Below are 26,857 nucleotides of genomic sequence, written 5' to 3'. Positions count from 1 at the left end.
TGAATTGAATAAGCTTTTGCCCTCACAAGTTCGAGTTTGTTTCACTGGAATTTTCAGTTCCTCCTCATCAAATGAAACTCAATTCGAACGATTCTTCCCTGTTGTTCAAAGATTTTATATATAAAGTTTATAATTTGATCATCACACCAAAGTTGACATTTCCTTGCGCAAAGAAAAAATGTTGTGCAGCGCGGTCTTCAATGAAATGGGTAGTTAAAATATCAGGCATGTTGATATATCCGCCTTTCATTTCGCCTTGGATAAAGAAGTTCTTGAAGAATGTGACGTTTAATCCGGCCACTAAATTCATCCCGTAACCTGCCACATGCCATTGATCGTTTCGATCATAATTAAGCAGCGTCACATCCGATTTTGGATAAAGCAATCCGGCGCCAATGCCTTCGATGACATTGATATCAATATTCCTGATCTTCAAAGTATGCTGATCAAAAAGATTGTCCATTCTGCGAAGTTCCAGATTGAGATAGTTCAGCCCGTTGGTATGTTCAAACCGTAAAAAATCTCCTGTCAGTTTTATAGACTCATTATTGTAAATTCCATCATAATCAGTGCCTGAACCTGCGATTTCTCCGTTTATTTTTACCGTCTGGTCTTGTTGCATAACATACTTCATGTGGTCGAAACCAAAAGAGATACTATACTTCGAGTTAATAAAATATCCAATTCGGAAATTATACTGAGGAATTGTAATTTTCGAAGGATTGAAATAGCGCAAAGAGAATCCGGTTTGCCGGTCTTTGGCAATCACGCTTTTTAATGTAAAGTTATAATCGCTCCCTTTAAAACGAATATCTGAATGCGTGAACCGGCTCTGGTTCCAGCCCCATGATACGAACACTTTTCCTTTGTTGTTATGCGCTTTTAAAAAGTCATAAGTCTGGGGATAGGCAATAACTGCCTGAATAGCAAATATGCTAACAAGTAACAATTTTCTCATGTTATGATAGAAGAGGTATCAATCAAACACATATAAGGACTTGGATTTCCTGATATATGTCTTAAATTTAAACTAGTCCGGCGATCGGATTTTCAACAATAGTTCCTTGTTGAAAATCCAATTTATGAACCTGCGCAAATTTAGATAATATTGTACTAAATGGATTGTAATGGGAGGTTACTTTTTTGTGAAAAATTAGAAAAAGTACTATTTTTAATTTTATTTTAATCTTGTATTTAAGGTTTGTAGAAACAGATTTTAAAACAAAAATGATGTATAATAGAAAATCGCCGAAGGGAACTTAATTCCTCCGGCGACTTATAAAATTTATTTCTGAATTTGGGACAAATTCAGAATGCTCTTAATATGTCATAACTTTTTTCTCCTGACTGCTCTGGAATGCAAGATCAATCACACGGCAAGTTCTCAGAATCTCTTCCGGTTTTACGGCTAATTCAGCACCTTCGACGATGGCTTCATAAACATTATCATAGAAAGGCATATAATCTCCTGCTTCGCTTTCTACAATACCGGTGAATTCCGGACTCGACAGTTTTCCCCAGCGATCTTCCGGCTCAACGCCCCAGGGCTGCTGATTTGGTAAAATATTTTTGCGTAAAGTTTCTTCCTGAACATCCAGACCGCCTTTGATAAACGAACCATTCGTTCCATGAATCGTATAGCGAAGGAAATTGTCGTATACCATCAGGCTTGATTTCAGGATCACCAACTTGTCAGGATAAGACAAACGAATGTCAAAATAGTCATCAATTTCACTGCCAGGTCTAACCGAACTGACCGTTGCAGTAACGGTTTCCGGTGTCCCAAATAAAACCAAAGCCTGATCAAGCAAGTGCGGACCGAGATTATATAAATTTCCACCCACGTCGACCTTTTTCTCTTTCCATGATTCCGTAGGAACAACCGGACGGAAACGGTCATAACGGCATTCATATTCAACAACGTCACCGAGTTTGCCTTCTGCAAGCAGTTTTTTGATCGTTAGAAAATCGGAATCCCAGCGACGGTTCTGGTAAGCAGTCAGGATCAAACCTTTTTCCTTTGCCAGTTCTACAAGCTGTTTTGCTTCCTCCTCAGTCGCGGCGAATGGCTTTTCGATTACAACGTGTTTCCCGTTTTCAAGCGCGTCCATGGCATACCGGAAATGTGTATCATTGGGCGTGCAAATGAAGACAACGTCAATCGCTTCGTCTGCTAAAAGTTCGTCAATGGATCGTGCATTTTCGATGGTTGGGTCGAATTCCTGCGCTTCATTTTTACTTCTTTCAACGGCAGTTTTTAATTTAAACCTGGGGTTTATCGAAAGAAACGGCGAGTGAAAATAGCGTCCGGAAAGCCCAAAACCAATAAGGCCGACGTTAAGAATTTTTGAAGACATATGTTAAGGAATAGATAAATGATAAATTAAAGACGGCCTGAGATCAAGGCCGGAGTCAAGTTTGCAAAGTTAACTTTTACCCATAGAGAGTCAAGAAATATTAGCAATAACCATATTTTTAGAAATTTTTTAAGTTCTGGTTACTTTATGAAAGACGATAAATTTATAATTTCCCACCAATATCAGGAAGGAATTTTTCAGATCAATACAAAAAACGCCAGCCATTTCTGGCCGGCGTTTTTTGTATGCATAGTTTGCTGACTTCTGTATTGACGAAATTTATAAGGAGAGTTTTACGATTTTATTTTAAGTACAATTTACGTTCATTACAGTTGAGCGAACGCGCTTGATATGCCTGCGCGCCACACGGATTTTTTTCTGATTTCTAAGTAACACGACAAATGAATCATTCTCGTAAAAACAGTCCACAATTAATGACAAATTTACAAGGTAAGATCTGTGCAGTCTTAAAAATTGCGACGATGGATTAAGTAAGTCGTCGAAGGCCTGCAATGTTTTTGAACTTACCCAATTTGTTCCGTTCAGTGCATGGATGATTGAATAGTTGCGGGCTGCTTCGATGTGTTCCACATTTTCAATAGGCAAGTATTCGAGTTTTCCTTTATTTCGTAGCGGTATTTTTTTAGAGATGTCAATCATTCTTGCGAAACTTGAAGTTTTCGGGTGCATAGCCGTTGAAGTTTTAAGTGCCTGAATTAGTCAGAGGGTTTTACTGTCCACAATGTTACAGTACGGTAAAGATTTTGCAAACCCCCACTTTTAGGGGATTGTATTCTATTTTAAGTTTTGTACTATTGCCAGTGCAACTAATCAGCTACGATCCTCCATGCCCATTCGTATACTCATTGCCGAAGATCATACATTAGTCGCGCAGGGCTATGAAAAATTGTTTGAAGGCAGAGAAGATATTGTCGTGGCAGGTTTTGCAGAAACGTATCATGAGGTAATCTTCAAGCTTCAGGCAAGTAATGCAGAGGTGTTGCTCCTCGATTTGAGTATGCCGCAAACGAGAAACAGCCATTCGCTCCGGCTGACAGGTTTTGAAATTCTCGAATTTATTAAAAGTCACTCGATTAATATTCGCAAACTTATCGTTTCCAGTCACCGTGATTGTGAGCTTATCAAAAAAGCTGTCGCACTTGGGGCGGATGGTTATGTTTTGAAAAGTGCAGGCTATCAGGAACTTATCCTGGCAATCAAGACAATAAGAAATGGCGGGAAATATTTTCAGAAAGAAGTGGAAATGATTTTGGACGAGAAAAGGAGGGACGAGAACCGCTTTACAGAGGATGGTGTTTTGCTGACTCCACGGGAAAAGGATATTTTACGATTGCTGGCAGATGGCTTATCTACGGAGGATATGATGGAAGTTCTGTCTTTAAAAAAAGATACTGTAAACGAATACCGGCAAAATCTGATCAGAAAATTCAATGCCCGCAATGCAGCACATTTGGTGAGACTGGCCTATGAAATGAATTTTTTGAATTAATTCTTGTATCTTTAAGTAACTCATCCTTTACTTGAATGATACGATTTTTTACAGTAATCGCATTGCTTGTTTCTATTTCGAAATCTAAAAGTCAACAGGTTGTTGATGTGAGCCACGATTTTAAATACATCCTATTTTCCAATCAAGTTGAATATCTCCCGGACTCATCTAACACGCTGAAATTTTCTGAAATATCCCGAAGTCAGAAATGGAAGACTTTTCAGGGAAGTAACCCCAATTTTGGGGAAAACTCATATCCTCACTGGCTTCGTTTTTCAGTGAAAAATAATTCAGATCATGTCAGCCGATTGACGTTGCTGACAAAAGGGCTGGATTCTCTTCAGGTATATCTTACCGTCAGAGACTCGCTTGTAAAAACTTTTCCTGTTAACGGCAGTCATATTCCGCTCCGCAAGCGAGAATATCCGGGCCCTTATCTGACATCGACCTTTGATACGGCGCCGGGACTACAATATACCGTTTGGATCAGGATCAGAAATTTGAATTACAGGCTGACCGCTTCCCCCTTTACTTTATATGAAGAATCGGAGGCGAAGCAATTCTTGCAGCGAAAAAACTTTTTTCAGAGCTTTTATATCGGCGGCATGGGTATCATGCTGTTGTTCAGCGTCGTATTGGTAGGGCTTTTTCGGGACTGGCTTTATGCCTATTATCTTGGCTGTGTGCTTTGCTCGCTGTCGATTATGCTGTTGTACAATGATTACACTTTTCTGCTTTTCGATCGATTGCCGCATGTGGTTATTACAAAAGATATGTATGCGGTCATTGCGGCTCTGGTTCCGTCATTATATGTATTGTTTGCCGAAAAGTATCTGATGATCTCGCCGTTTAAGCAAACCAGGCTGGCAATCATAGCGAAAGTTATCGTTGTTATTCAGATGTTTATGCTCGCTTTTTTTATTACAATCGGGATTCCATTGTTTGACGTTAGAGGTTTGTTTTATCCATTTATGATGGCTCTGAGTATAATTTCTCTTGTATATGTTTACCAGAGTCTGAAAAAAGGGTACGTGCCTGCCTGGCTTTTTCTGTTGGGCACGGCGCCGGTTTCTATTGCCGTGATGCTGGAAACGGGTTCAGATCTGCATAGTATTCCGGTTCAGGATATTCATGAAACGTATTATTATGCCACACTTTTTGAGATGTTCGCGCTGACCTGCGGGCTTGCCTATCGCTTCAAACTTGATTTTGATGAACGACGGGTTTTGCAAAAGGAAATTTTATTGACCCAGATAAAGTCGCAGGAAAAGGAACGCGTCATGATTGCTGCCGATCTGCATGATATTATCGGATCTCAGATTTCTGCTGTCAAGTTAAACCTTGAATATTTACAGAATAAATATTTTGTCGGATCGAACACGAACTGGTGGGGGCCGGTCTATAATCTGGTCGGCATACTGAGTGAGAATATCAGTTCAATTGCCGAAAGGATGCGAAATTCTTCGCTTGAAAAAATGGGACTTCCGGCTGTGCTGGAACAAATGTTCGGACATCTTCCCAAGCCACAGTTTCGTTTTGATTTCGCCGGAATGGATAAAAGTATTCCAGCAGATACTGAGCGGGCATTATACATAGTAATTATTGAAGCACTGAACAATTCGGTGAAACATGCGCAGGCAACTTTAATCAACGTACAATTAGTAAGGGAAGAAAATTTACTGACCGTTATCATAGAAGACAACGGTCAGGGATTTGCCATGGAAAATGTTTTGCGCGGCGAGGGATTGAAAAATATGAGGGCCAGGATTGACAATTATCTTCAGGGACAATTTATTATTGATTCGCAGCCCGGCAAAGGCACTGTGATCATCATCAAAATAAAGATCGTTGAAGCTGAAGGCATCTGATCAGGTCATGCTTGCTGCCATAACTCTTTAACCTTTTGCAGATCCCGTTTCATTGCATCAAAAACTACTTTTGGGGCAACGGTAATTTTATCAGCACCCTGGTCAGCTCCTCCCAGCGGGTATTCCAAATGCAGACATATCGGTGCTTGAATGTTGTGGTCTTTCAATAATTTGAAATAGGTTTTAAAATCAACCATCCCTTCACCAAGCGGCATACTTTTCGGGGTCCATTTTCCGCTGCTTTTATCCCACATAAAATCTTTCAGTACAATTGTCTTAATATTTGGTTCGATGAGGTTGAAGCCGGTTTGCCAGGAAAGCCCGCCTTCGAGCGTTGCATGGCGGATGTCATACTGAGCGCCCATGTAGCTGAGATCTGCTTTTTGTAAAATCTCCCAAATTTCAAAAAGCGAGGCGCCAACCATTCTTCCTGCATGATTTTGATAACATCCCGTTATACCAAGTTTTTTATTTAATTGACTCAAACCGGCGATTTTTTCTCGGTATTCATTTAATGACTGCGGGATTGTTTTCTGCTCATTATATCTATACCAATTCATGCGGTAATATTTAATCCCCTGTTTCGCGGCCGTTTCAAGTACTTTTTGATCCAAAGGATTTTGAGCATCTTCCACGGCCGTCGCCATCAGGAGCGGCGAAAATCCTACCTTTTTCATCGCTTCAACGGCCATTGGCAAATCATTTTCTACACGTTCCGGTAAAACATGACCCTTCGGACGAACAGTCAGATCGATGCCGTCAAATCCAATTTCCTTTGCTGCTTCCGCCATATCCTTATAATTGAGAAATTGCAGATGTTTGGAAAAAATATTGATTTTCGGAACTTCGGCATTTGAAGGTGATTTTTGAGAAAATGTTTGGTTTGACAGCAGCGGCAGGATGCTTCCGGCAAGCGCGGTATTGATCAGGAATTTTCTGCGGGAAAGTTCTTGTGACATATCTATGGGGTTTAGGTAGCGAAAACGAAAGGAACGTTTTTATATCTTTTGACGAAAATCCGGTGATGTAACCCGCAATTATAGTTATTATTTTGAGATTTTATCGGGTGAAAACTGACGTAGGTTTGACTGGTTAAATCCGAGAATTTTTAAACTTGGGAAACATACGACCGATTATTGGTGATGTATAGGAAATCGGAACGAAGATTTGTCTTTCAAAAATTGTGATTACTGTATTTTAATTGTAGTATTTTTGTAACATGAATACATTGCCTGCTACAATCCGTTTACAAGAATTATCCGAGTTAGATACTGTTGCCGCTTCTTTGCTACGTATCGGGGAACATGTCCCTGTTTGGTTATTCAACGGTTCTATGGGAGTCGGTAAAACTACATTGATCAAGAAACTATGTGAAAAGCTGGGCGTAAAGTCGATTGTACAAAGTCCGACTTTTTCCATCGTAAACGAATACATCACAGAAAAAGGCCTTCCCGTTTATCATTTTGATTTTTACCGTATCAAAACTGAATTTGAAGCACTGGACATTGGTGTCGAGGAATATTTTGATTCCGGGGGATTTTGTTTTGTCGAATGGCCAGAAAAAATCGAATCACTGTGGCCATATCCTCACCTGCTGATCAATCTGAGTATAGACGAACACGGAGGCCGGATTTTAGAAATCCAGGAGAAAAATAATTAACTGCATCGGATTATAAAACACTACTCATCTAAATTTGTAATTTAATTTTTACCCATTCCATGGCACAGCCTCAAATCACTGGTTTTGAAGAATTGGCGAAACAGTCGGCACTGTATCCGCAGGAGTCATTATTGGCTACCCGAAAAAACCAGAATTCTTTACTCATTGGTTTGCCCCGAGAAGTTTCTTTGCAGGAAAACAGAATTGCTCTTACACCGGATGCAGTCAGTATTCTGGTGAGAAACGGTCACGAGGTTTGGGTTGAAAAAAATGCCGGAAAGGGAGCTAATTTTTCAGATCACGATTACAGCGAAGCAGGTGCAAAAATCGTTCAAAGTCCCAAAGAAGTATATCAGGCCAATCTGGTATTGAAAGTGGAGCCCTTGGTGGAGGAAGAATTTGACTATTTAAAAGCCGGAACAACGCTGATTTCCGCGCTTAATCTGCCGACACTGGAGAAGAAATATTTCGAACGGCTTAATAATGCGAAAATAACAGGGATCGGATATGAGCTGATCGGTGATCAGGTAGGAGGGAAACCCATTATCCGGGCAATGGGTGAAATTGCCGGAAGTACCGTTTTATTGATTGCGGCAGAATATCTCTCAAACCCAAGCGGGGGAAGAGGAATAATTTTAGGTGGAATTACCGGTGTGCCTCCAAGCAAGATTGTGATTTTAGGCGCTGGCACCGTAGCTGAATATGCAACACGCGCAGCGATCGGCTTTGGCGCTGATGTCAAAATTTTTGATAAACATATTTACCGTCTGCAAAGGTTAAAGTATTCGATCGGTCAAAATCTTTATACATCGATTATCGATTCAGATACCCTGGCAGAGGCGATCAGCCGGGCTGATGTGGTGATTGGAACGATGCGTGCTGAAAATGGGATGAGTCCGATGGTGGTTACCAAAGAAATGGTTTCGCAAATGAAGCCAGGTTCCGTTATTATTGACGTAAGCATCGATCAGGGAGGTTCTTTTGAAACGTCAAGAATGACAACACATAAACACCCGACTTTCAAATTTAATGATGTCATTCATTATTGTGTGCCCAATATTCCGTCACGTGTGGCAAACACGGCAAGTACTGCTTTGAGCAATGTATTTTTACCTTTTTTATTACAAACCGGAACAATTGGCGGTATCGAGGAAATGATTTATGCCAATCGTTGGTTTATGAAAGGGGTGTATTGCCACAAAGGGACATTGACAAACTCACACATTGCAAGAAGTTTCAACATGCGCTATAAAGATCTGACTTTATTACTGGCAGCGAGAATGTGATTCTGTCTGTCAGCGGGGCGACCCCGGCTGTAAGCAAGCTATGGTCGACTGTCAATGATTAAACTTTAAGGTATAACCGTTAGCGAAATTAAAAACAAAATAAAGGTTGAAAGCCAATGCCGCAAGCTGAAAGCCGACTGCCGATAGCCAAATTATGATTAACAACAGTAATGAAAATTCCCTGATGGACGACGCCAACTCACCTGAGTTGAACCGTAAACTGATGGGGCAGGTTTCCCAGGATTTTGTCCGGGTGGCTGACCAATTGAAGGATGCATCTTACCAGATCAGAAAACGTGGATTTTCAGAAAATCCGATATTTGTAATTACCAACGAGGACGTAGATCTGGGAGTTTTGCTGATCGGCTCTACCGAACTGACCAACCGTTATAATTATCGCGCGTCCTATATGAACGAATTTGTGGAGCGTAAACTCATCGGAGAGGAGTCCGTTTTGCTTTTCAAAGAAAATTATAAAAATCCGGATGAATATTGCTGCCTGTTTGCATTAATCGGTGATTTCTCTGGTTTTATTTTTGTTCCTTATCCGGAGGATAATTGATTGTGAGCAGAATTTTTTTTAAAAAGTTTAACAATTTTTTCTAATGGCCTTCTTAATTTGATTTAGAGGGCCATTTTTTTTGTATCCTCAATTACAGTTACTTATAAATAATACTGGATTTGCTAAATCGTTTTATAAACCAATTTTTATTTTGTAGTTAAATGAAACATCTTATTAAAATATTATAATAAGGCTTCTTACGAGTATTTAAAATTATTTAATTATTAAAAAAAATAGGATATTTGTAGAATTACCTGAATTGTACAATAAACTTTTGCAATTCTTAACAGCAACCTATGTATAATATTTAACTAATGGAGAATTTATGAAAGAAAAATTACTCAGGACCTCTCTAAGAATCTTTATTCTTTTGGGTTTATCCTTTACGCTATCGCCAGTTCTCGCACAGGACAGAACGGTGAAAGGTAAGGTGTTAGATGAAAACGACTCGGGATTGCCAGGTGCATCAGTAACAATTAAAGGCAGTACTGCCGGAACAAACGCTGATGCAAACGGAGATTTTACACTGTCAGGTGTTAGTAGTACTTCTGTACTTGTTATCTCTTCTATCGGTTATGTAAAACAGGAAATTCCTGTTGGAAACCAGACAGATTTTTCTGTGAAGATGGTAGCTGATGTAGCAAATTTACAAGAAGTTGTCGTTACTGCACTTGGTATTTCAAAGGACGCCAGAAAGTTAGGTTATGCGGTCACAACTATCGGCGGAGACCTGATGACGAAGGCTCGTGAAACGAATATTGCCAACTCACTCGCAGGTCGGGTTGCCGGTTTGAATGTTAAAGGAACAAGTGGAGGACCAGGTGGAACTGCGAAGATCCTTATGCGTGGTATGCCTAGTATGAACTCAGGCGGATCGCCATTGGTGGTTATAAACGGAGTACCAATGGATAATACGCAAAGGGGATCTGCCGGCGAATGGGGTGGTGCTGATGGCGGTGATGGTATTGGTAACCTTAACCCTGATGACGTTGAAACGATGACTGTGCTTAAAGGGCAGGCTGCTTCGGCTCTTTTTGGTGCACGCGCATCGAACGGTGTTATTTTGATCAAAACAAAAGCAGGTAAAAAGGGTGACTTTTCTATTGATTACAACCTGAACTACTCAGCTGATACACCAAGAGATATGACTGATTTTCAATATGAATACGGTCAGGGTATTGGCGGGCAAAAGCCTACAACGGCTGCTGCTGCACAGGTTTCAGCAAGAAGAAGCTGGGGAGCGAGACTGGACGGATCGCAAGTTATCCAGTTTGACGGTAACCAGTATGCTTATTCTGCTCAGAAAGATAACGTAAAGAATTTTTACAGAACCGGATCTAACTTTACTAACAGTTTATCTGTAACTAAAGGTGGAGAAAACGGATCTTTCCGTCTTTCTGTTGCTAATCTGGATACAAAATCGATTATTGAAAACAGTGGTTTGAAAAGAAAAACTTTCAACCTGACTGCCGATCAGAATATTACTAAAAAGTTGAGCGTGAACGTTATGGCTAACTACGTTATTGAAAACGTAAAAAATAAGCCAATCCTTAGTGACGGTCCTATGAACGCCAACAATGGTATGTTCCTTGCATCCAATATCGATCAGAGAATTCTTGCGCCTGGATTTGATCCTGTTACTGGAAAAGAAATTGTTTTCAGTGATGACGAATATGTGACTAACCCTTATTTTGTTACAAGCCAATTCGTTAACGATGTAGATCGTAAAAGAATTATCTCTGCTCTATCTACAAAGTATCAGTTCACAAACTGGTTGTATGCGCAGGCGCGCGTGGGTTATGATAACGCGAATGATCGTATTTTCAAGGTTACTCCATGGGGAACTGGTTTTTCTAATGGCGGAAGAGGCGGTCTTGACGAGTTGTCAAATGCACAGCGTACTGAATTAAACGTAGATGGATTGATCGGTTTCAACAAAACATTCAACAACGACGAGTTCACTGTTGACGCGATTGCGGGAGCCAATTTAAGAAGAAACCGTTACGAAAAAGTTCAGATCGGTGGTTCTCCTTTTGTACTTCCTTATCTATACAGTTTCAATAACGTAGTGAATTTCAACAGAGATTATGCTGTTTCAAACACCGAAGTTCAGTCAGCTTATTACAGTGTTGATTTGGGTTACAAAGGAATACTGAATTTGACAACTACCGGTCGCTACGACACTTATTCAACTTTACCAAGTTCAGCACGTAGTATATTCACGCCTTCCGTAACGGGATCATTTATATTCAATGATATCGTCAACGTTCCGAATTTAAGCTTTGGTAAATTAAGAGCATCCTATGCACGTACAAGTGGTGAGCCATCGACTGCCTACGGAACTGCAATTTACTATGGTGTTGGAAATGCGTTCAATACTGTTCCAACGGGTAATTTCAGCGATCAGCTTCCTAATTTATTCCTTAAACCATTTACAAAAAGTGAAGTTGAAGTTGGTTTGGACCTGAAATTCTTTGGAAACCGTCTTGGTCTTGATCTTGCATATTACAGCCAGAAAACTGAGAATGAAATCATGCCAGCGAATTATAGTGCTGCGACTGGTTATGTAAGAGGTGTAGTAGGTTCAGGTTCTGTGCAAAACCGCGGACTTGAAGTTTTATTGACAGGTACTCCTGTAAAAACGTCGAAATTCGACTGGAATATCTCGTTTAACCTCACTTCGGTTAAGAATAAAATCCTTCAGACTGACGCTGATAATAACCCTATTACATTGGGTCAGAACAGAGCTACGCTGGGTAATGCAACGACTGCATTTGTTGTTGGCGAAGCAGGTCCTCAAATCAGAGCGTATGATTACAAATATGCAGCAAATGGTGAGATTATTGTAGATCAGTCAGGTTTGCCTGTTAGAGGAGATCTTATTAATCTCGGAACAGTTTTGCCAACATTATATGGTGGTATAAACAATGAATTTAATCTTGGCGCTTTGAATTTCTCATTCCTTGTTGACTATAACTTCGGGAACAAGATTCTTTCAGCAACTGAAAACTACGCGTACAGAAGAGGGTTGCATAAAGAAACGCTTGTAGGCCGTGATGGTATCACAACCGGGGTTTCGGAAAGTGGTGCTGCCAATACAGTTCAGGCTTCCGCTGAGGATTATTACACAGCTTTGGCTAATAACGTTACAAAAATCAGTGTTGTTGATGGAGATTATATCAAGCTTCGTCAGCTTACGCTTGGTTACACGATTCCTGCCCGCCTTATTGAAAAGTGGCCTTTGGTACGTGCAGTTAATATTTCGTTGGTATCACGTAATCTTTTTTACTTCATGAAAAAGACGACGAACATCGATCCGGAAGCAACCTTTGGTGCCAACCTGACTTACTCAGGTATTGAGGGAACCAGCTTGCCATCGACACGTAATTATGGTATCAATGTGAACTTTAAGTTTAAATGAGACGAACTATGAAAAAGAAACTTTTAATATTATTGCTTCTGACAGGCATGATACCAATGTCATGTACTGATGATTTCGACGAACTGAATACCGACCCTACAAAGGCATCTGGTACTTCATTTGATCCAAATTTACTGTTGCCAAGCGTCCAATGGAGATATGTGAACGCGACTGCCGGATATAATGGCGGTATTCTTTTCCAAAGCATGTGGGTGCAGATCCTTGCATCGACAACTTCGGGAGCTGCGAACTATTATTCAAACGCAGATAAATACGTGATTTCAAGTAATACCAATTCCTATTTGGCCAGTGCCTGGAACACGGATTACAGTGCAGCAAGTTTCGCATATGAAATGGAGCAGCTTACAAAAGACAAGCCTGCCCTTTCAAATTTAATGAATACGGCGATTATTATGCAGGTTCAGTCACTTGCGACTATATCTGACATTTATGGAGATTTGCCTTATACTGATGCTTTAAAAGCAAAAGATGCTATAACACTTCCGGCTTACGATACGCAGGAAAGTGTTTACAAGTCTTTGTTAACTCGTTTGGACGCTGCTATTACAGGTCTAGATGCCTCAAAGCCTTTGGTAACGAATGATGCCTTTGCAAACTATAAAGGAGATGTTGCCAAATGGAAAAAATATGGTTATTCACTGATGTTGAAGATGGCAATGCGCCTGGTTAAAGTGGATCTTGCTACGGCAAAGACATATGCTGAAAAGGCTGCTGCAGGTGGAACTTTCACAAGTGTGAGTGATGATGCCTACGTAGTATCGGACGACGCAAATGGTTATACCAACGGAAATGGAGCAGCGCTATCAACGCCTGCGGACGTTTATCAGGTAAGATGGAGTAAAACGATGATCGACTTTTTGAAGTCAACCAATGACCCTAGATTAGGTGTTGTTGCAGAAGTTCCTGTTGCTGGTTTAGCTGGTAGTCAAAATGTTGCGGCAGGAAGCTCTGATCCTGCAATTCAAATGGGATTGCCAAACGGTTATGACCTCAATGGTGGCGCAACAGATATCTCGCGCTCGCCTGGGTACAACGGAGCTTCCGGCTCTGGCGCAGACATAACTCCGATTGGAAAATATTCTCGTCCGACAGGTGTCTACAGAAGCAGAAGTGCTCCTCTTTTTGTTCAAACTTATGCTGAAACTGAGTTGTTGCTTGCGGAGGCTGTGACCCGCGGATTCTCAGTTGGTACGACAACAGCAGCTGTTCATTATGCTAATGGTGTGTCGGCTGGTATCCAGTCACTGGCTCGCTACGGTGCGACTGCAACGATCAGCGCGGCCGTTGCTGATGCATATGCTGCTGCCCATCCCCTGGTTGCTGCGGACGCATTGAAACAAATCAATGAGCAATACTGGGCGGTAAACGGAACACTCTTTAACTTCGTTGAGGCTTGGAATAACTGGAAAAGATCAGGTTATCCTGTGCTTACCCCTGTAAATTATGTAGGTAATTTTTCAGGAGGAGTAATCCCGAGAAGACAGGTATACCCAACGACAGAGGCTACTTTAAATGCTGCGAATTATAATGCAGCAGTTGGGAGGATTTCCGGTGGTGATATATGGTCTGCCAGAAACTGGTGGGATAAATAATAAATGAAAATGGAGCGGAGAACTTTTACTCTGCTCCATTTTTCTTAACAATCAGTGCTAACTTCAACAGATTGTTGAAGTTTTTTTAGTTTTTATGATATATCTTTCGTTACATTTTTTACTCCCTTATTCATGTTGACGAATAGAAAATACAGTGTTTATAAATTCCTGGCATTACTGCTCGGAGCACATTTTTCCTCTGTCCAGGCTCAGCAGCCACTCTTTCAATTATTGGCTCCCAAGCAAACGAATATTGATTTTAGAAACGACATCAATGAGGATGAAAGTCTGAATGTGATGGCGTATGAGTATTTTTATAACGGTGGCGGGGTTGCTGTCGGAGATCTTAACAATGACGGATTTGATGACCTTTTTTTTACATCAAATTTGAAATCCAACAAACTTTATCTCAACATGACCGGCGAAAAAGGTTCGCCAATAAAATTTAAAGATATTACCGGTTCAGCCGGAAAGGGATTGGAAGGACGCAAAGGTGGCTGGAAAACTGGTGTTACGATGGCGGATGTAAATGGCGACGGCTTGCTCGATATTTATATATGTTACTCAGGAAAAGTTGATGATGAAACTAGGAAAAATCAACTGTTCATCAATCAGGGTATCCAAAACGGAATGGTAAAATTTGTTGAACAGGCGAAAGAATACGGACTGGATAATATCAGTTACAGCACACAGGCAACTTTTTTTGACTACGACAACGACGGCGATCTGGACATGTTCCTGCTGAATCATAGCGTCAAAAAAATTGATAATATGGAATTGGCCAAGTTCAGGAAGGAAACGGATGAACTGGCGGGAAATAAGCTTTTTGAAAACAAGAATAACAAATTCGTTGAGGTAACTAAAAAAGCGGGAATTTATCAGTATCCGCTAACCTTCGGTTTGGGCGTGGCCATAGCGGACATCAATCTGGATGGTTTGCAGGATATCTACGTCACAAACGATTATAACGAGCCGGATTATTTATACATCAACAATGGGGATGGAACATTTCGGGAGGAAACGGAAATGTGTTTTCGGCACCTGGCCCAGTTTTCCATGGGGCTTGATATTGCGGATTTTAATAACGACGGATTACCGGATATCATGTCTCTCGATATGTTACCGGAAGATAACAAGCGTCAGAAACTGCTGCAATTACAGGAAAATTATGAGTCCTTTGAGCTCATGATGAAACAGAACCTGAACCGTCAGTATATGCGGAATATGCTTCAATTGAATAATGGAGATGGTACATTCAGTGAGATTGCACAGTTTTCAGGGGTGTCCAACACGGATTGGAGCTGGTGCCCGCTTCTGGCTGATTTTGATAATGACGGTTATAAAGATCTGTTCGTAAGCAATGGTTACTTACGAGATTACACGAATAAAGATTTCTTAAAATACTGGGGGGATTACAAGATTCGCCAGGCGGTGAATAAGGAGCCGTTTTTGCTGATGGACCTCATTAAAGCAATGCCATCAACGAAACTTGCCAACTATATTTTCAAGAATAATAAAGATCTGACGTTTGCAAAAATGCAGGATGTCTGGGGATTGAATAACCCTTCGGTTTCCAGCGGTGCAGTTTATGCCGATCTGGATAATGACGGTGATCTGGATCTTGTGGTCAGCAATATTAACGAACCCGCTTTTGTCTATCAAAATATGGGCAGGGAACAGTCAAAAGGAAGTTTTTTACAAATAAAATTAAGGCAGCCCGATGGAAACAAAAACGCAGTAGGGGCAAAGGTTTTTCTTTTTTCAAAAGGCCAGCAACAATATCAGGAAGTAAACCCAAACCGCGGATATTTGTCTTGTTTGCCCTTAAAACTTCACTTTGGGCTGGACCAGGATAAGCAGGTTGATACAGTGAAAATTGTATGGCCGGATCAAAGGGAGCAATGGCTTACCAATGTTTCCGCTAATCAATTACTGGTTATTGAAAAGCCGGCGGGGAAATTAAAAAATGCAAAAACTGGCATCGAAAAAGTTCGGACAATTTTGAGCAAAGCTGGCAGCCCCATATCGTATCAGCATGAAGGTTTCAATGAAAATGACTTCAAGCGGCAACCTTTAATGCTTTCTATGTATTCTCAAACCGGACCGGTTGTTGCCGGAGGCGATGTGAACAAAGATGGTCTGGAAGATATTTATGTTAGCGGTGACCAGAATAAGCAGGGAAAGATCTGGTTGCAGGATTCCAAAGGCGCTTTCGCAGAAATGCCTGATTTTTCCATAGGGGATGAAAATGTTTCTGCTAATTCTGCTGCCTTGTTCTTCGACGCAAACGGTGATGGTTTCGATGATTTATATATTGCAAAAGGTGGTTATTCTCTTTTTGAACCGAACACGTTTTCTTTACAGGATGAGATTTACCTGAGCGATGGAAAAGGTAAATTAAACCTGGCGGTTTTGTCAACTCCCAACATGAAAGCCAGCAGTAAATCCTGCGTTCGGGCCTGCGATTATGATGGCGATGGTGATCTGGATCTGTTTGTCGGCGGCCGTATAATTCCCGGGAGGTATCCTGAAACTCCAACCTCATTTTTGCTTACAAACAATGGAAAAGGAGAATTTACGGTCACGCCCGCTCCGTTTTCAAAAGTCGGTATGGTTACGGACGCGCAATGGGCAGATATGGATAACGACGGGAGAAAAGATTTGATCCTTTGCGGGGAGTTTATGCCTGTGAAGGTGTATGCAAATACCATAGAGGGTTTTATTGATCAGACACTTAAATACTTTCCGGAGGAAGAATCAGGTTTGTGGTCATCACTTTTGGTTGAAGATTTGGATGGAGATGGAAGGAAGGACATTGTTGCTGGAAATATGGGGACGAATTCACAGATTAAAGTTTCACATAACGAACCAGGAGAGCTTTATTTTGCCGACTTTGATAATAATGGCTCGATCGATCCTTTCTTTAATTTTTACGTTCAGGGAAAATCCTATCCGTTTGTCAGCCGGGACGAGTTGAATGATCAAATTTATCCGATGCGGAAGAAATTTGCTTATTACAAGGATTATGCAGACGCAAGAATGACCGATATTTTCGCACCTGAAGTTCTGGATAAGGCAGGGAAACTTGTTTTCAACGAAGCCCGCTCGGTCTGTTTTATGAACCGAAACGGGAAATTCGAAAAGCAGATCTTACCTGTTCAGGCGCAGTTTGCTCCGGTTACATCTATTACATACCAAGATTTTGATCACGACGGTAAAAGGGATTTGATTCTTCTTGGCAATAAGTCGGATAATCGCTTAAAACTGGGAAGTATGGATGCGAATTATGGTTGTTATTTAAAAGGAGACGGTAAGGGGCATTTCGAATATATTGGTCAGCCACGTTCAGGACTTTCAGTGGACGGAGACGTGAAATCGGTCGTTGAAATCAAGATAAAAAAAGAACCTTTCCTCGTAATTGGAGCTTTCAACAAGCCGCTTCAGTTTTATCAATTAGAAAAAAAGTAATGAAAAAACTCCTTCTGTTAAGTTTGTTTCTAAGTCATTTTGTAACTGCTCAAAATTCAAAAAAAGAGCTGGATCGTTTTTTACAACCTGCCATTTTTTCCCTGACAATGGTCATGATCCATGACGTTGCCAATCCACCTGCCGCCAGTCGATTTTACACCTATTGCCTGTTGGGTGCTCAGGAGATTGTAGCCCAGAATAATAAAACAATTGTTTCGCCATCTGCCTACATTAAAGAACTTGGGAAAATTGACATTGAAATAAAAACGGCTTACGACTACAAGATTGCAGCTTTATATTGTATTCTGGAAACAGGGCGAATTATTCTGCCATCGGGCTATATGCTTGAAGAAGATCAGAAAAAGCTCCTTGCAGATTTGAAAAAGGAAGGTTATACCGACCAGACAATTGGACAATCCATCGCTGTGGCGGAAGAAGTTGCAAAAAAAATGATCAATTTTTCGAGTAAAGACAATTATTCAAAACTGAGCACACGTCTTCGGTACCGGCCATTGAAAGGTGAGGCCTATTGGTTTCCTACGCCTCCGGGCTATATCGAGGGAATTGAGCCGCATTGGAAAACAATCCGCCCGATGGTGATTGATTCCTGCGGACAGTTCAAACCAAAGCCACCGGTTGTTTTTAGTAAAGACAGCACCAGCGATTTTTATAAATTGGCTTATGAAGTTTACGAAGCCGGGAACAAATTGAATGAGGGAACACGCTTCATCGCTTCCTACTGGGATTGTAATCCGTTTGCGATAAATACGTCTGGTCATATGGCAATTGGATTTAAAAAAATAAGTCCGGGCGGTCACTGGATGAATATCACGAGCATTGCCACGGCAAAAGCAAAAGTAGATCTCGATCACGGAATTATGATTCACTCCATTGTGGCAGCAACTTTGATGGATGCATTTATTAGTTGTTGGGACGAAAAATACCGAAGCAGCCGGGTTCGTCCGGAAACCGTGATTAACCGGTACATCGATCCGCGCTGGCAGCCACTTTTGCAAACACCACCATTCCCCGAATATACGAGCGGGCATAGTGTTATTTCCACTGCGGTCGCCGAAACGCTTACGTATTTCCTGGGAGATAAATTTTCTTTTACCGACAATACAGAAGTGATTTTCGACTTACCGACGAGAGATTTTCAGTCCTTCCGTCAGGCAGCTGAAGAAGCTGCGATTTCCCGGTTATATGGAGGAATTCATTACCGTGACGCTATTGAAAATGGACAGGAACAGGGGAGGAGAGTTGGTGAATTTATTGTTGAGAAAGTGAAAACAGCTGGTGTGAAACCAATTCTTTCGAAATAAATTTAATCCAGGAGGGTATTTTTTGAAATAACTTCTCAGAAAGAATCGAATCGTCGACGACAATTCAGCCTAACTTTATCGTCGTAAACTATAAGTTGTATCTTTGAGATCATTTCGACAATAAACCACTTTTAAGTCGAGGAGATTTGAAATACAATTGAGTTTTTGAGATCAATGAATAAAATTTTAGCTGTTATCATCTTTTTGGTATTTCTTGCTTCAGGCCCTTTAAAAGCGCAGGATACTACCGGTGTTTTAAAAGCAGATTCGACATTTAGTATTGTTGATTCAACGATGGTTTCAGAAGAACGAATTGATATTGTTAAAAAACAAATTCAACCTGTTTTTAATCGAAAATGGGCCTTTGGATTGAGCGGAGGATATAGTTACCGTTTACCGAATAAGGGTGCTCGTACCAATACTCCATATTCAAAATATCTTAGAAACCTGAAATCCGGCTATTCGATCGGGGCTGACATTTATCGGTTTATTCTGCCACAGGTAGCTTTGGGTATGAAATACAATCTTTTCAAAAGTCAGGGAGATTTCGATAAAAGAAATTCCGATGACATTACCGTTCAGTTTGTCGGTCCTTCAGTTCTTTACCAGCATCCTTTTAAAAATAATACGACATCAGTTTTAGCAAGTTTTGCTATGGGATATCAGTCGTATGTAAATAAAGGAATGTCGGACAGTAAAGATTTTACGAACCGAGGCAACGCAATGGGCTGGGCTGTTTCCGTTGGTTTGGAACAAAAGCTCGGCAATCATTTCGCTTTGAATATTTCAGGAGCTTGTTATCTGGGAACGTCCTATAAATTCAGAAGAAAAATGGGTGGCGTTACGGAAACGATTAAGCTCTCCCAGGAAAAATTTGAAGATTTATCAAGAGTAGAATTAACACTCGGTCTTAAATTTTTCTAACGCAGTATTCGTTTTGTTTATGAAAAAGTAAGGGAAAAGTAGGACAATTTAGTCTTACTTTGGAAACCTTGGGAAGGAATGTTAAAAACAATCTTTCAATCGGTAGATTGATCCGTTTTGCGACTTACCAAGCTAAGCCTTTTAAAATTTTCTTTCATAAGATTTCCATTGGAAAACAATGGATGCAAATCGAAAAATGATGTTAAGACCTAACCTGTTACTATTCCTTTGTGCGGTATTCTGCTGCATATTTACTTCAAAAACAAATGTTTTTGCCCAAGACTCTAAGTCGAAAAAACCGTTGGTAGTTTTCGTTACCGGCGATCACGAGTATAGCGGTGAAGAAACTCTTCCACTTATTGCTGCTGAACTTGAAAAAAACTATGGCATGCGTACCACCGTTTTAAAAGCTTCTCCTGACCATAACTCCGAGAAGAATATTCCTGGCCTGGAGTCTTTGAAAGATGCGGACCTGGCCGTTTTTTATCTTCGCTGGCGACAGCTGCCAAAGGAGCAATTGGCTCATATTGATGCTTATCTGAAATCTGGGAAACCGGTTATGGGCTTTCGGACAACCACACATGCTTTCAATTATCCAAAAGGTGATGAGAACGAAAAATGGAATGCTTTCGGAGAATTTGCATTGAATTCACCTCCGGGCTGGGGTGGAAAAGCTGCTCATACGCATTATGGACATAAAAGCAGTACCGATGTTACGGTCATTCCCGAGCAGGCCAAAAATCCGGTACTTACCGGCGTCTCACCAAAATTCCACGTGCGTTCCTGGCTATACCGCGTTCTTCCTGACTATCCAACAAAAGGGTCAACCTGGTTACTAATGGGTAAGTCTGTTGATCCGGACAAACAGGATGTTGAAAATCCGGTTGCCTGGACGGGTACCAATTCTTTCGGCGGAAAAGTTTTTATGACAACCATGGGGCATCCGGACGACTTCAAACTGGAACCTTTCCAGCGTCTTGTTATCAATGCAATTCACTGGGAATTAGGTCAGAAAGTGCCTAAAACCTGGAAAGGGAAGATCGATATCCAGGTTCCTTACAGAGAGGCGAAATGACCTTACAAGAAAGAACTGTTGCAATTGAATGAGAGTGCGTTCCTACACCATGGATAAATTATCATAAATTAAAATGACTAAACCCGTAAAAAAAAGCGTCAATGGATTATTCATTGTATTTGGATTGATCGTCATTGCTTTTAGTGCTTTTCAGTTCAGCGAATCTGATTCGCTGAAAATCAAAAAAAACGCCCGTATTATTCTGCTCGGTGGAAACCTTGGGTCAAGGATGATGAACTACGGGCATTTTGAAACAGAAATGCAGGTTCGTTATCCGGATAGTTTGCTTTACATCCGGAATATGTGCGACGGCGGAGACACACCAGGATTTCGCCCTCACGCCAGCAGAAATTTACCCTGGGCGTTTCCCGGAGCCGAAAAATTTCAGACTGAATATGCAAAAAATTCTAATAGCGAAGGGCACTTTGAATCGCCGGACGAATGGCTGACCCGGCTGAAAACGGATGTGATCGTTGCCTTTTTTGGATACAGCGAATCTTTTCAGGGCAAAGAAGGATTGGCAAATTATAAGGCGGAACTTGACGCATTTATCAAACACACTTTAAGTCAAAATTACAACGGTGCAACGCCTCCTCAACTAGCCATTGTATCTCCGATTGCTTTTGAAGATCTGTCAGCAAAATTTGATATTCCAAATGGCAAAAAGGAAAATGAAAATTTGTCGCTATATACCAAAGCGATGAAAGAAGTCGCAGATCTGAACAAGGTACTTTTCGTAGATGCTTTCACGCCGTCGCAAAAATGGTATGCTGAAAGTAAGGAAGATTTGACGATCGATGGTTCGCAATTAAATGAAGAAGGTTATAAAAAGCTGGCTTTGTTGCTTTCTGATAATGTTTTTGGAAAAGCGCTGCCGAAAGCGGAAGCAAATAGAAAGCTGGTACACGACGCTGTACTTGAAAAAAACTGGATGTGGCATAATGATTATAAAATCCCAAACGGGGTACACGTTTATGGCCGTCGGTACAATCCATTTGGACAGGACAATTATCCTGCCGAAATCAATAAAATCCGCGAGTTGACTGCCATTCGTGATCAGGCGATCTGGCTGGCTGCCTCGAAAGGTGAAAAAATGGATCTTGCGGCCGCGGATAAAAACACAACACCTTTGCCAGAGGTGAAAACAAATTATAATCCGGAGAAAAACGGAAGTCTTGAATATCTTTATGGAGAAGACGCGCTGAAAAAATTGAAAGTCCCGGAAGGCTATAAAATCGAGCTTTTTGCGTCAGAAGAGCAGTTTCCGGATTTAGCCAAACCAATGCAGATGTCTTTTGATAACAAAGGCAGACTTTGGGTTTCGACCATGCCAAGTTATCCGCATTACAAACCGGGCGACTCAAAACCGGATGACAAAATCATCATTTTTGAAGATACTAACGGAGATGGGAAGGCAGATAAACAAACGGTTTTCGCTGATGGCTTGCATCTTCCGTTGGGTTTTGAAATTGCCAAAGAAGGAGTTTACGTATCACAGGGCACGAATCTTAAAATTCTCATTGATACGGATGGTGATGGAAAAGCAGATAAGAGTGAAATTCTGTTAAGCGGATTTGATGACCATGATACGCACCATAACAGTCACGCGTTTACGGTTGATCCATCCGGTGCCATTTATTCCGGAGAGGGCGTTTTTCTTCATACAGATGTTGAAACTTCCTATGGAACGGTACGCGCTACAAACGGAGGCTTTTACAGATATGCACCGCAGCTCAAAAAATTGGAACGGACGGCGCAACTTTCAATTCCAAATCCGTGGGGAATTGCTTTTGACGATTGGGGGCAGCCATTTTTTGCAGAAACTTCGAGTCCTGATGTACGTTGGATGATGCCAGGATCTGTATTGCCAAGGTATGGCGAGTACACGCATAAATCAGCGCAGCTGGTAGAGGATGCGCACCGTGTCCGCCCGACGTCCGGTTTAGAATTCGTATCAAGCCGTCATTTCCCCGATGATATCCAGGGTGATTTTCTGATCAACAATACGATCGGTTTTTTGGGTATGAAAGAGCATACGCTCAAAGATGACGGGACGGGTTATTCCAGCAAACATCGCGCGGATCTTGTTGTCAGTGAAGACAGAAATTTCCGTCCTGTCGATATGGAATTTGCACCTGACGGCTCTCTTTATCTGATTGACTGGCATAATATCCTTATTGGTCACATGCAGCATAACGCGCGTGATCCTTTGAGAGATCATTCGCACGGTAGAGTTTACAGAATTACCTATCCGTCGAGACCGTTAGTAAAACCAGCGAAGATTGACGGTGCAAGTATTGAGGAATTATTGGAGAATTTGAAACTTCCCGAATATAGAACACGATATAGAACGCGCCGTGAACTGCGTGGCCGTGATGTAAACCAGGTCTTATCAAAACTGAATTCATGGGTTGCTAAATTAGACAAAAATCATCCTCGTTATGAACATCATATGCTGGAAGGTCTGTGGGTGAGCTGGGGTATGGATAAAGTTGATCAAAAACTTCTTAAACAAGTTCTTAATGCAAAGGATTACCATGCGAGGGCGGCAGCTGTAAATGTGGTCCGCTATACCGGACACCAGGTTCCTGACCAGGCGGCGCTATTAATGCAGGCTGCGAAAGATGAAAACAGCCGGGTGCGACTTGCTGCGATTGTAGCGGCATCATGGATCGGAAAAGAAAAAGGTTTGCCAATTCTTGCGGAGGCCAGAAAAAAGCCGCTTGACGAATGGTCTATTCATGCCTATGAAACTGCTGTTGCGCATTTAAATGGGGTTCCTGTCAAGAAGGAAAAAGAGGTTGTGGCCAAATCATTATTAAAAGGCAAGGAACTGGAATTATTCAATGCAGGAAAGGTGATCTATGGCAAGGAAGGTTACTGCACCACATGCCACCAGGCCGATGGTAAGGGTTTGACGGCATCTGGATTTCCACCTCTTACGGCAAATAAGTGGGTGTTGGGTAGTGAAGATCGATTGATAAAACTTGCGCTGAAAGGTCTTCTTGGGCCGATCGAAGTGAGTGGTAAAAAGTATCCGGGGCAAGTGCCGATGACTCCGTTTGGCGGTTTGCTAAATGACGAAGAAATGGCGGCTGTATTGACCTACGTTAGAAATTCATTTGGAAATCAAGGCTCTGCTATTCTGCCGGAGCGGGTTAAGAAAGTGAGAGCGGCGACGGAAAGCAAACAAGATTTTTATTCTCCCGATCAATTGCTGAAAGAACATCCGATGGAAAAATAGAAATATAAGATTTATACAAAAACGCGGCTTCCTGATTACCTCAGAGAGCCGCGTTTTTATTTGATAGCCATGCTGTGAGGTAATCTGCTGTTGGCTATGTAATCAAACGGAATTGATTTTGTCTTTTTTCTGACAGGATTCTAAAAACTAAGGTTCTATTTGTCAAATTGTTGGAAAATAATAATAAATATAGATCTTATTTTAATCCTTTTCTTATGAAAAACTGAGAAACCTCGCAGTTGCCTTTGGCTGACGCATTTAAATTGTTTTACAATCCTGAACCTAAACCTTTAAAATTTGTCAGGGAAATGCCCGCATTTCTGATCCGTATACTCATCTAAAAAAAATAATTAAAAAAGGGGTAAAGTACATAAATGTATCTTGTGGTAGAGTAGGAAAAGAGGCAAAAAAAGCGTATCTTTGTATGTTTAAAAAGCCCCTGAATGGGCACTTTTTATCGTAGAGTAAAACAAACTATATGGCAAACGAAACAGCGATTGAAGTAAATAATTATTCAGCCGATAACATCCAGGTTCTTGAAGGTTTAGAAGCCGTACGTAAGCGTCCGGCCATGTATATTGGTGATACCGGTTTTAAAGGAGTTCACCATTTGATTTGGGAAGTAGTTGACAACTCCATTGACGAAGCAATGGCAGGCTACTGTGACACCATCAACGTTACGATAGAAGAAGATAATTCCATTACAGTGCAGGATAATGGCCGGGGTATTCCAACCGGTCTTATGGCGAAAGAAAAAAAATCGGCACTTGAAGTTGTTTTGACCGTACTTCACGCAGGTGGTAAGTTTGATAAAGACACATATAAGGTTTCGGGTGGTTTGCACGGTGTTGGGGTTTCCTGCGTTAATGCGCTTTCAATACACTTGCGTGTAGAAATTCATAGAGAAGGTAAAATATTTGAACAGGAATACAGTGAAGGAAAACCTTTATATCCTGTTCGCGTGATCGGTGATTCGGAAAAAACGGGTACGTTTATCCATTTTAAACCGGATGCGACGATTTTTACCGTAACAGAATATAAATACGAAACTGTTGCAACGCGTCTTCGTGAATTATCCTTTTTAAATAAAGGTATCCGTATCACCTTGCAGGATAAGCGTGAGCTAGACGAAAACGGTGTTCCGCGCGGAGAAGAATTTCATTCAGAAATTGGTCTGAATGAGTTTGTACTTTATCTTGAAGGAACACGTCAGGCATTGATTCCTGAACCTATCTACATGGAAAATACCAAAGGAACAGTTCCGGTGGAGATTGCCATGATGTACAATACTTCTTACGGGGAAAATGTTTTTTCTTACGTAAACAACATCAATACGATTGAAGGCGGTACACACGTTCAGGGTTTCCGCTCTGCTTTGACAAGAACGCTAAAAAACTATGCGGATAAGTCAGGTGTGTTGGCTAAGGAAAAAATAGAGATCAGCGGAGACGATTTTCGTGAAGGTCTTACGGCTGTAATTTCCGTTAAAGTGGCTGAGCCTCAGTTTGAAGGCCAGACAAAAACAAAACTTGGTAACTCGGAAGTGGTAAGTGTTGTAAGTCAGGTAGTTGCAGAAATGCTTGATACCTATCTTGCTGAACATCCGAAGGAAGCGAGAACCATCATTGATAAAGTTATTCTTGCTGCAAAGGCTCGTATCGCTGCTAAAAAAGCACGTGAAATGGTTCAGCGCAAGAACGTGATGTCAGGAACCGGTCTGCCCGGAAAACTCTCTGACTGCTCAGAAACAGATCCTGAGGTTTGCGAATTGTACCTTGTCGAAGGAGACTCTGCCGGTGGAACGGCAAAGCAAGGACGTAACCGCGCATTCCAGGCTATTTTGCCATTGAGAGGTAAAATTCTTAATGTTGAAAAAGCACAGGAATACAGAATTTACGAAAATGAAGAGATCAAAAATATGTTCACCGCAATGGGTGTGCAGATCGGAAAGGATGGTGATGAACGGGCGTTGAATATCGACAAGCTTCGTTACCACAAAATCGTGATCATGACGGATGCGGATATTGACGGTAGTCACATCCGTACCCTGATCCTGACTTTCTTCTTCCGTTACATGAAGATATTGATCGACAACGGTTACATCTACATCGCACAGCCTCCGCTTTATCTTGTTAAAAAAGGAAAAGAGGAAAGATATTGCTGGACAGAACAACAACGCGAGGAAGCTGTCAGGGCGATCGGTAATGGCCGTGAAGACCTGGTGAACATTCAGCGTTATAAAGGTTTGGGTGAAATGAATGCCGAACAATTGTGGAGCACGACGATGAACCCGGAAGGAAGAAGTTTAAAACAAGTATCGGTGGAGTCGGCAGCAGAGGCGGATCACTTATTTTCTATGTTAATGGGAGATGAAGTGGGGCCGCGGCGCGATTTTATTGAGAAGAATGCAAAATACGCTCGTGTAGACGTGTAACAGTCAGCTCTCGTCGCGAGTTATGAAAAACGGATGGCTGACTTATGTTCAGTCGTCCGTTTTTTTTGAAAAAGAATTAACAAAAACTTCATCTTACTGAAAACAATACATAA

General features: G+C 41.3%; 17 protein-coding genes. 13 read left to right on the top strand and 4 right to left on the bottom strand.

Annotation, left to right across the window (positions count from 1 at the left end; genetic code table 11):
- Window positions 1–127: 127 nt before the first annotated feature.
- The 3 genes from BMY70_RS10880 to BMY70_RS10870 form a co-directional block, all read right to left on the bottom strand.
- Window positions 128–958: a hypothetical protein gene (locus BMY70_RS10880; RefSeq protein ID WP_218148617.1), complete on the bottom strand. Its 831-nt coding sequence runs from the start codon at window positions 956–958 to the stop codon at window positions 128–130.
- Window positions 959–1,319: 361 nt separating this feature from the next.
- The gene (locus BMY70_RS10875) at window positions 1,320–2,357 is read right to left on the bottom strand and encodes a Gfo/Idh/MocA family oxidoreductase (RefSeq protein ID WP_090335197.1); all 1,038 of its coding nucleotides are present in this window, start codon (window positions 2,355–2,357) and stop codon (window positions 1,320–1,322) included.
- 306 nt (window positions 2,358–2,663) lie between these two features.
- Window positions 2,664–3,047, bottom strand: a complete 384-nt coding sequence (locus BMY70_RS10870; protein WP_090335196.1) for a LytR/AlgR family response regulator transcription factor — start codon at window positions 3,045–3,047, stop codon at window positions 2,664–2,666.
- Window positions 3,048–3,204: 157 nt separating this feature from the next.
- Here BMY70_RS10870 and BMY70_RS10865 point away from each other — a divergent pair, with 157 nt between their 5' ends.
- Window positions 3,205–3,867: a response regulator transcription factor gene (locus tag BMY70_RS10865; protein WP_090335195.1), complete on the top strand. Its 663-nt coding sequence runs from the start codon at window positions 3,205–3,207 to the stop codon at window positions 3,865–3,867.
- Window positions 3,868–3,902: 35 nt separating this feature from the next.
- Window positions 3,903–5,735 (top strand): sensor histidine kinase, encoded by a 1,833-nt coding sequence (locus BMY70_RS10860; RefSeq protein WP_090335194.1) that lies wholly within the window; start codon window positions 3,903–3,905, stop codon window positions 5,733–5,735.
- 5 nt (window positions 5,736–5,740) lie between these two features.
- On the opposite strand, the gene BMY70_RS10855 is transcribed toward BMY70_RS10860, so the two are convergent.
- Entirely contained in the window at window positions 5,741–6,694 is a 954-nt protein-coding gene (locus BMY70_RS10855; RefSeq protein WP_090335193.1) for a sugar phosphate isomerase/epimerase family protein, read from the bottom strand.
- A 260-nt stretch (window positions 6,695–6,954) separates the two neighbouring features.
- On the opposite strand from BMY70_RS10855, the gene tsaE reads away from it, so the two are divergent.
- The 11 genes from tsaE (at window position 6,955) to gyrB (ending at window position 26,744) form a co-directional block, all read left to right on the top strand.
- Window positions 6,955–7,395 (top strand): tRNA (adenosine(37)-N6)-threonylcarbamoyltransferase complex ATPase subunit type 1 TsaE, encoded by a 441-nt coding sequence (gene tsaE, locus BMY70_RS10850; RefSeq protein ID WP_090335192.1) that lies wholly within the window; start codon window positions 6,955–6,957, stop codon window positions 7,393–7,395.
- A 59-nt stretch (window positions 7,396–7,454) separates the two neighbouring features.
- Entirely contained in the window at window positions 7,455–8,681 is a 1,227-nt protein-coding gene (locus BMY70_RS10845) for an alanine dehydrogenase (RefSeq protein WP_090335191.1), read from the top strand.
- 154 nt (window positions 8,682–8,835) lie between these two features.
- A complete protein-coding gene (locus tag BMY70_RS10840; RefSeq protein WP_090335190.1) occupies window positions 8,836–9,243 on the top strand; it encodes a hypothetical protein in 408 nt (135 codons plus the stop codon).
- 325 nt (window positions 9,244–9,568) lie between these two features.
- Window positions 9,569–12,664: a SusC/RagA family TonB-linked outer membrane protein gene (locus BMY70_RS10835; protein ID WP_090335189.1), complete on the top strand. Its 3,096-nt coding sequence runs from the start codon at window positions 9,569–9,571 to the stop codon at window positions 12,662–12,664.
- Window positions 12,665–12,672: 8 nt separating this feature from the next.
- Window positions 12,673–14,277 (top strand): SusD/RagB family nutrient-binding outer membrane lipoprotein, encoded by a 1,605-nt coding sequence (locus BMY70_RS10830; protein WP_177196999.1) that lies wholly within the window; start codon window positions 12,673–12,675, stop codon window positions 14,275–14,277.
- Window positions 14,278–14,409: 132 nt separating this feature from the next.
- Window positions 14,410–17,745, top strand: coding sequence for a VCBS repeat-containing protein (locus BMY70_RS10825; RefSeq protein ID WP_090335187.1), 3,336 nt, complete (start codon window positions 14,410–14,412; stop codon window positions 17,743–17,745).
- A complete protein-coding gene (locus tag BMY70_RS10820) occupies window positions 17,745–19,067 on the top strand; it encodes a vanadium-dependent haloperoxidase (RefSeq protein ID WP_090335186.1) in 1,323 nt (440 codons plus the stop codon). The genes BMY70_RS10825 and BMY70_RS10820 overlap by 1 nt, the downstream gene beginning before the upstream one ends.
- A gap of 174 nt (window positions 19,068–19,241) precedes the next feature.
- Window positions 19,242–19,991 (top strand): outer membrane beta-barrel protein, encoded by a 750-nt coding sequence (locus tag BMY70_RS10815; RefSeq protein ID WP_090335185.1) that lies wholly within the window; start codon window positions 19,242–19,244, stop codon window positions 19,989–19,991.
- A 196-nt stretch (window positions 19,992–20,187) separates the two neighbouring features.
- A complete protein-coding gene (locus tag BMY70_RS10810; protein WP_090335497.1) occupies window positions 20,188–21,066 on the top strand; it encodes a ThuA domain-containing protein in 879 nt (292 codons plus the stop codon).
- A gap of 73 nt (window positions 21,067–21,139) precedes the next feature.
- On the top strand, window positions 21,140–24,310 hold the full coding sequence (locus BMY70_RS10805) for a PVC-type heme-binding CxxCH protein (protein WP_090335184.1): 3,171 nt from the start codon (window positions 21,140–21,142) through the stop codon (window positions 24,308–24,310).
- Between the two features lie 478 nt (window positions 24,311–24,788).
- Entirely contained in the window at window positions 24,789–26,744 is a 1,956-nt protein-coding gene (gyrB, locus tag BMY70_RS10800) for a DNA topoisomerase (ATP-hydrolyzing) subunit B (RefSeq protein ID WP_090335183.1), read from the top strand.
- Window positions 26,745–26,857: the final 113 nt, after the last annotated feature.

Source organism: Dyadobacter koreensis (assembly GCF_900108855.1).
GTDB classification, from domain to species: domain Bacteria; phylum Bacteroidota; class Bacteroidia; order Cytophagales; family Spirosomataceae; genus Dyadobacter; species Dyadobacter koreensis.
The sequence above is the reverse complement of the archived record's forward strand: the minus strand, read 5'-3'. Positions and strand labels throughout refer to the sequence as shown.

Bases quoted from the DNA above. Each gene is read 5' to 3' on its own strand.
- BMY70_RS10880 (WP_218148617.1), bottom strand. From the start codon at position 958: ATGAGAAAATTGTTACTTGTTAGCATATTTGCTATTCAGGCAGTTATT.
- BMY70_RS10875 (WP_090335197.1), bottom strand. From the start codon at position 2,357: ATGTCTTCAAAAATTCTTAACGTCGGCCTTATTGGTTTTGGGCTTTCC.
- BMY70_RS10870 (WP_090335196.1), bottom strand. From the start codon at position 3,047: ATGCACCCGAAAACTTCAAGTTTCGCAAGAATGATTGACATCTCTAAA.
- BMY70_RS10865 (WP_090335195.1), top strand. From the start codon at position 3,205: ATGCCCATTCGTATACTCATTGCCGAAGATCATACATTAGTCGCGCAG.
- BMY70_RS10860 (WP_090335194.1), top strand. From the start codon at position 3,903: ATGATACGATTTTTTACAGTAATCGCATTGCTTGTTTCTATTTCGAAA.
- BMY70_RS10855 (WP_090335193.1), bottom strand. From the start codon at position 6,694: ATGTCACAAGAACTTTCCCGCAGAAAATTCCTGATCAATACCGCGCTT.
- tsaE (WP_090335192.1), top strand. From the start codon at position 6,955: ATGAATACATTGCCTGCTACAATCCGTTTACAAGAATTATCCGAGTTA.
- BMY70_RS10845 (WP_090335191.1), top strand. From the start codon at position 7,455: ATGGCACAGCCTCAAATCACTGGTTTTGAAGAATTGGCGAAACAGTCG.
- BMY70_RS10840 (WP_090335190.1), top strand. From the start codon at position 8,836: ATGATTAACAACAGTAATGAAAATTCCCTGATGGACGACGCCAACTCA.
- BMY70_RS10835 (WP_090335189.1), top strand. From the start codon at position 9,569: ATGAAAGAAAAATTACTCAGGACCTCTCTAAGAATCTTTATTCTTTTG.
- BMY70_RS10830 (WP_177196999.1), top strand. From the start codon at position 12,673: ATGAAAAAGAAACTTTTAATATTATTGCTTCTGACAGGCATGATACCA.
- BMY70_RS10825 (WP_090335187.1), top strand. From the start codon at position 14,410: ATGTTGACGAATAGAAAATACAGTGTTTATAAATTCCTGGCATTACTG.
- BMY70_RS10820 (WP_090335186.1), top strand. From the start codon at position 17,745: ATGAAAAAACTCCTTCTGTTAAGTTTGTTTCTAAGTCATTTTGTAACT.
- BMY70_RS10815 (WP_090335185.1), top strand. From the start codon at position 19,242: ATGAATAAAATTTTAGCTGTTATCATCTTTTTGGTATTTCTTGCTTCA.
- BMY70_RS10810 (WP_090335497.1), top strand. From the start codon at position 20,188: ATGATGTTAAGACCTAACCTGTTACTATTCCTTTGTGCGGTATTCTGC.
- BMY70_RS10805 (WP_090335184.1), top strand. From the start codon at position 21,140: ATGACTAAACCCGTAAAAAAAAGCGTCAATGGATTATTCATTGTATTT.
- gyrB (WP_090335183.1), top strand. From the start codon at position 24,789: ATGGCAAACGAAACAGCGATTGAAGTAAATAATTATTCAGCCGATAAC.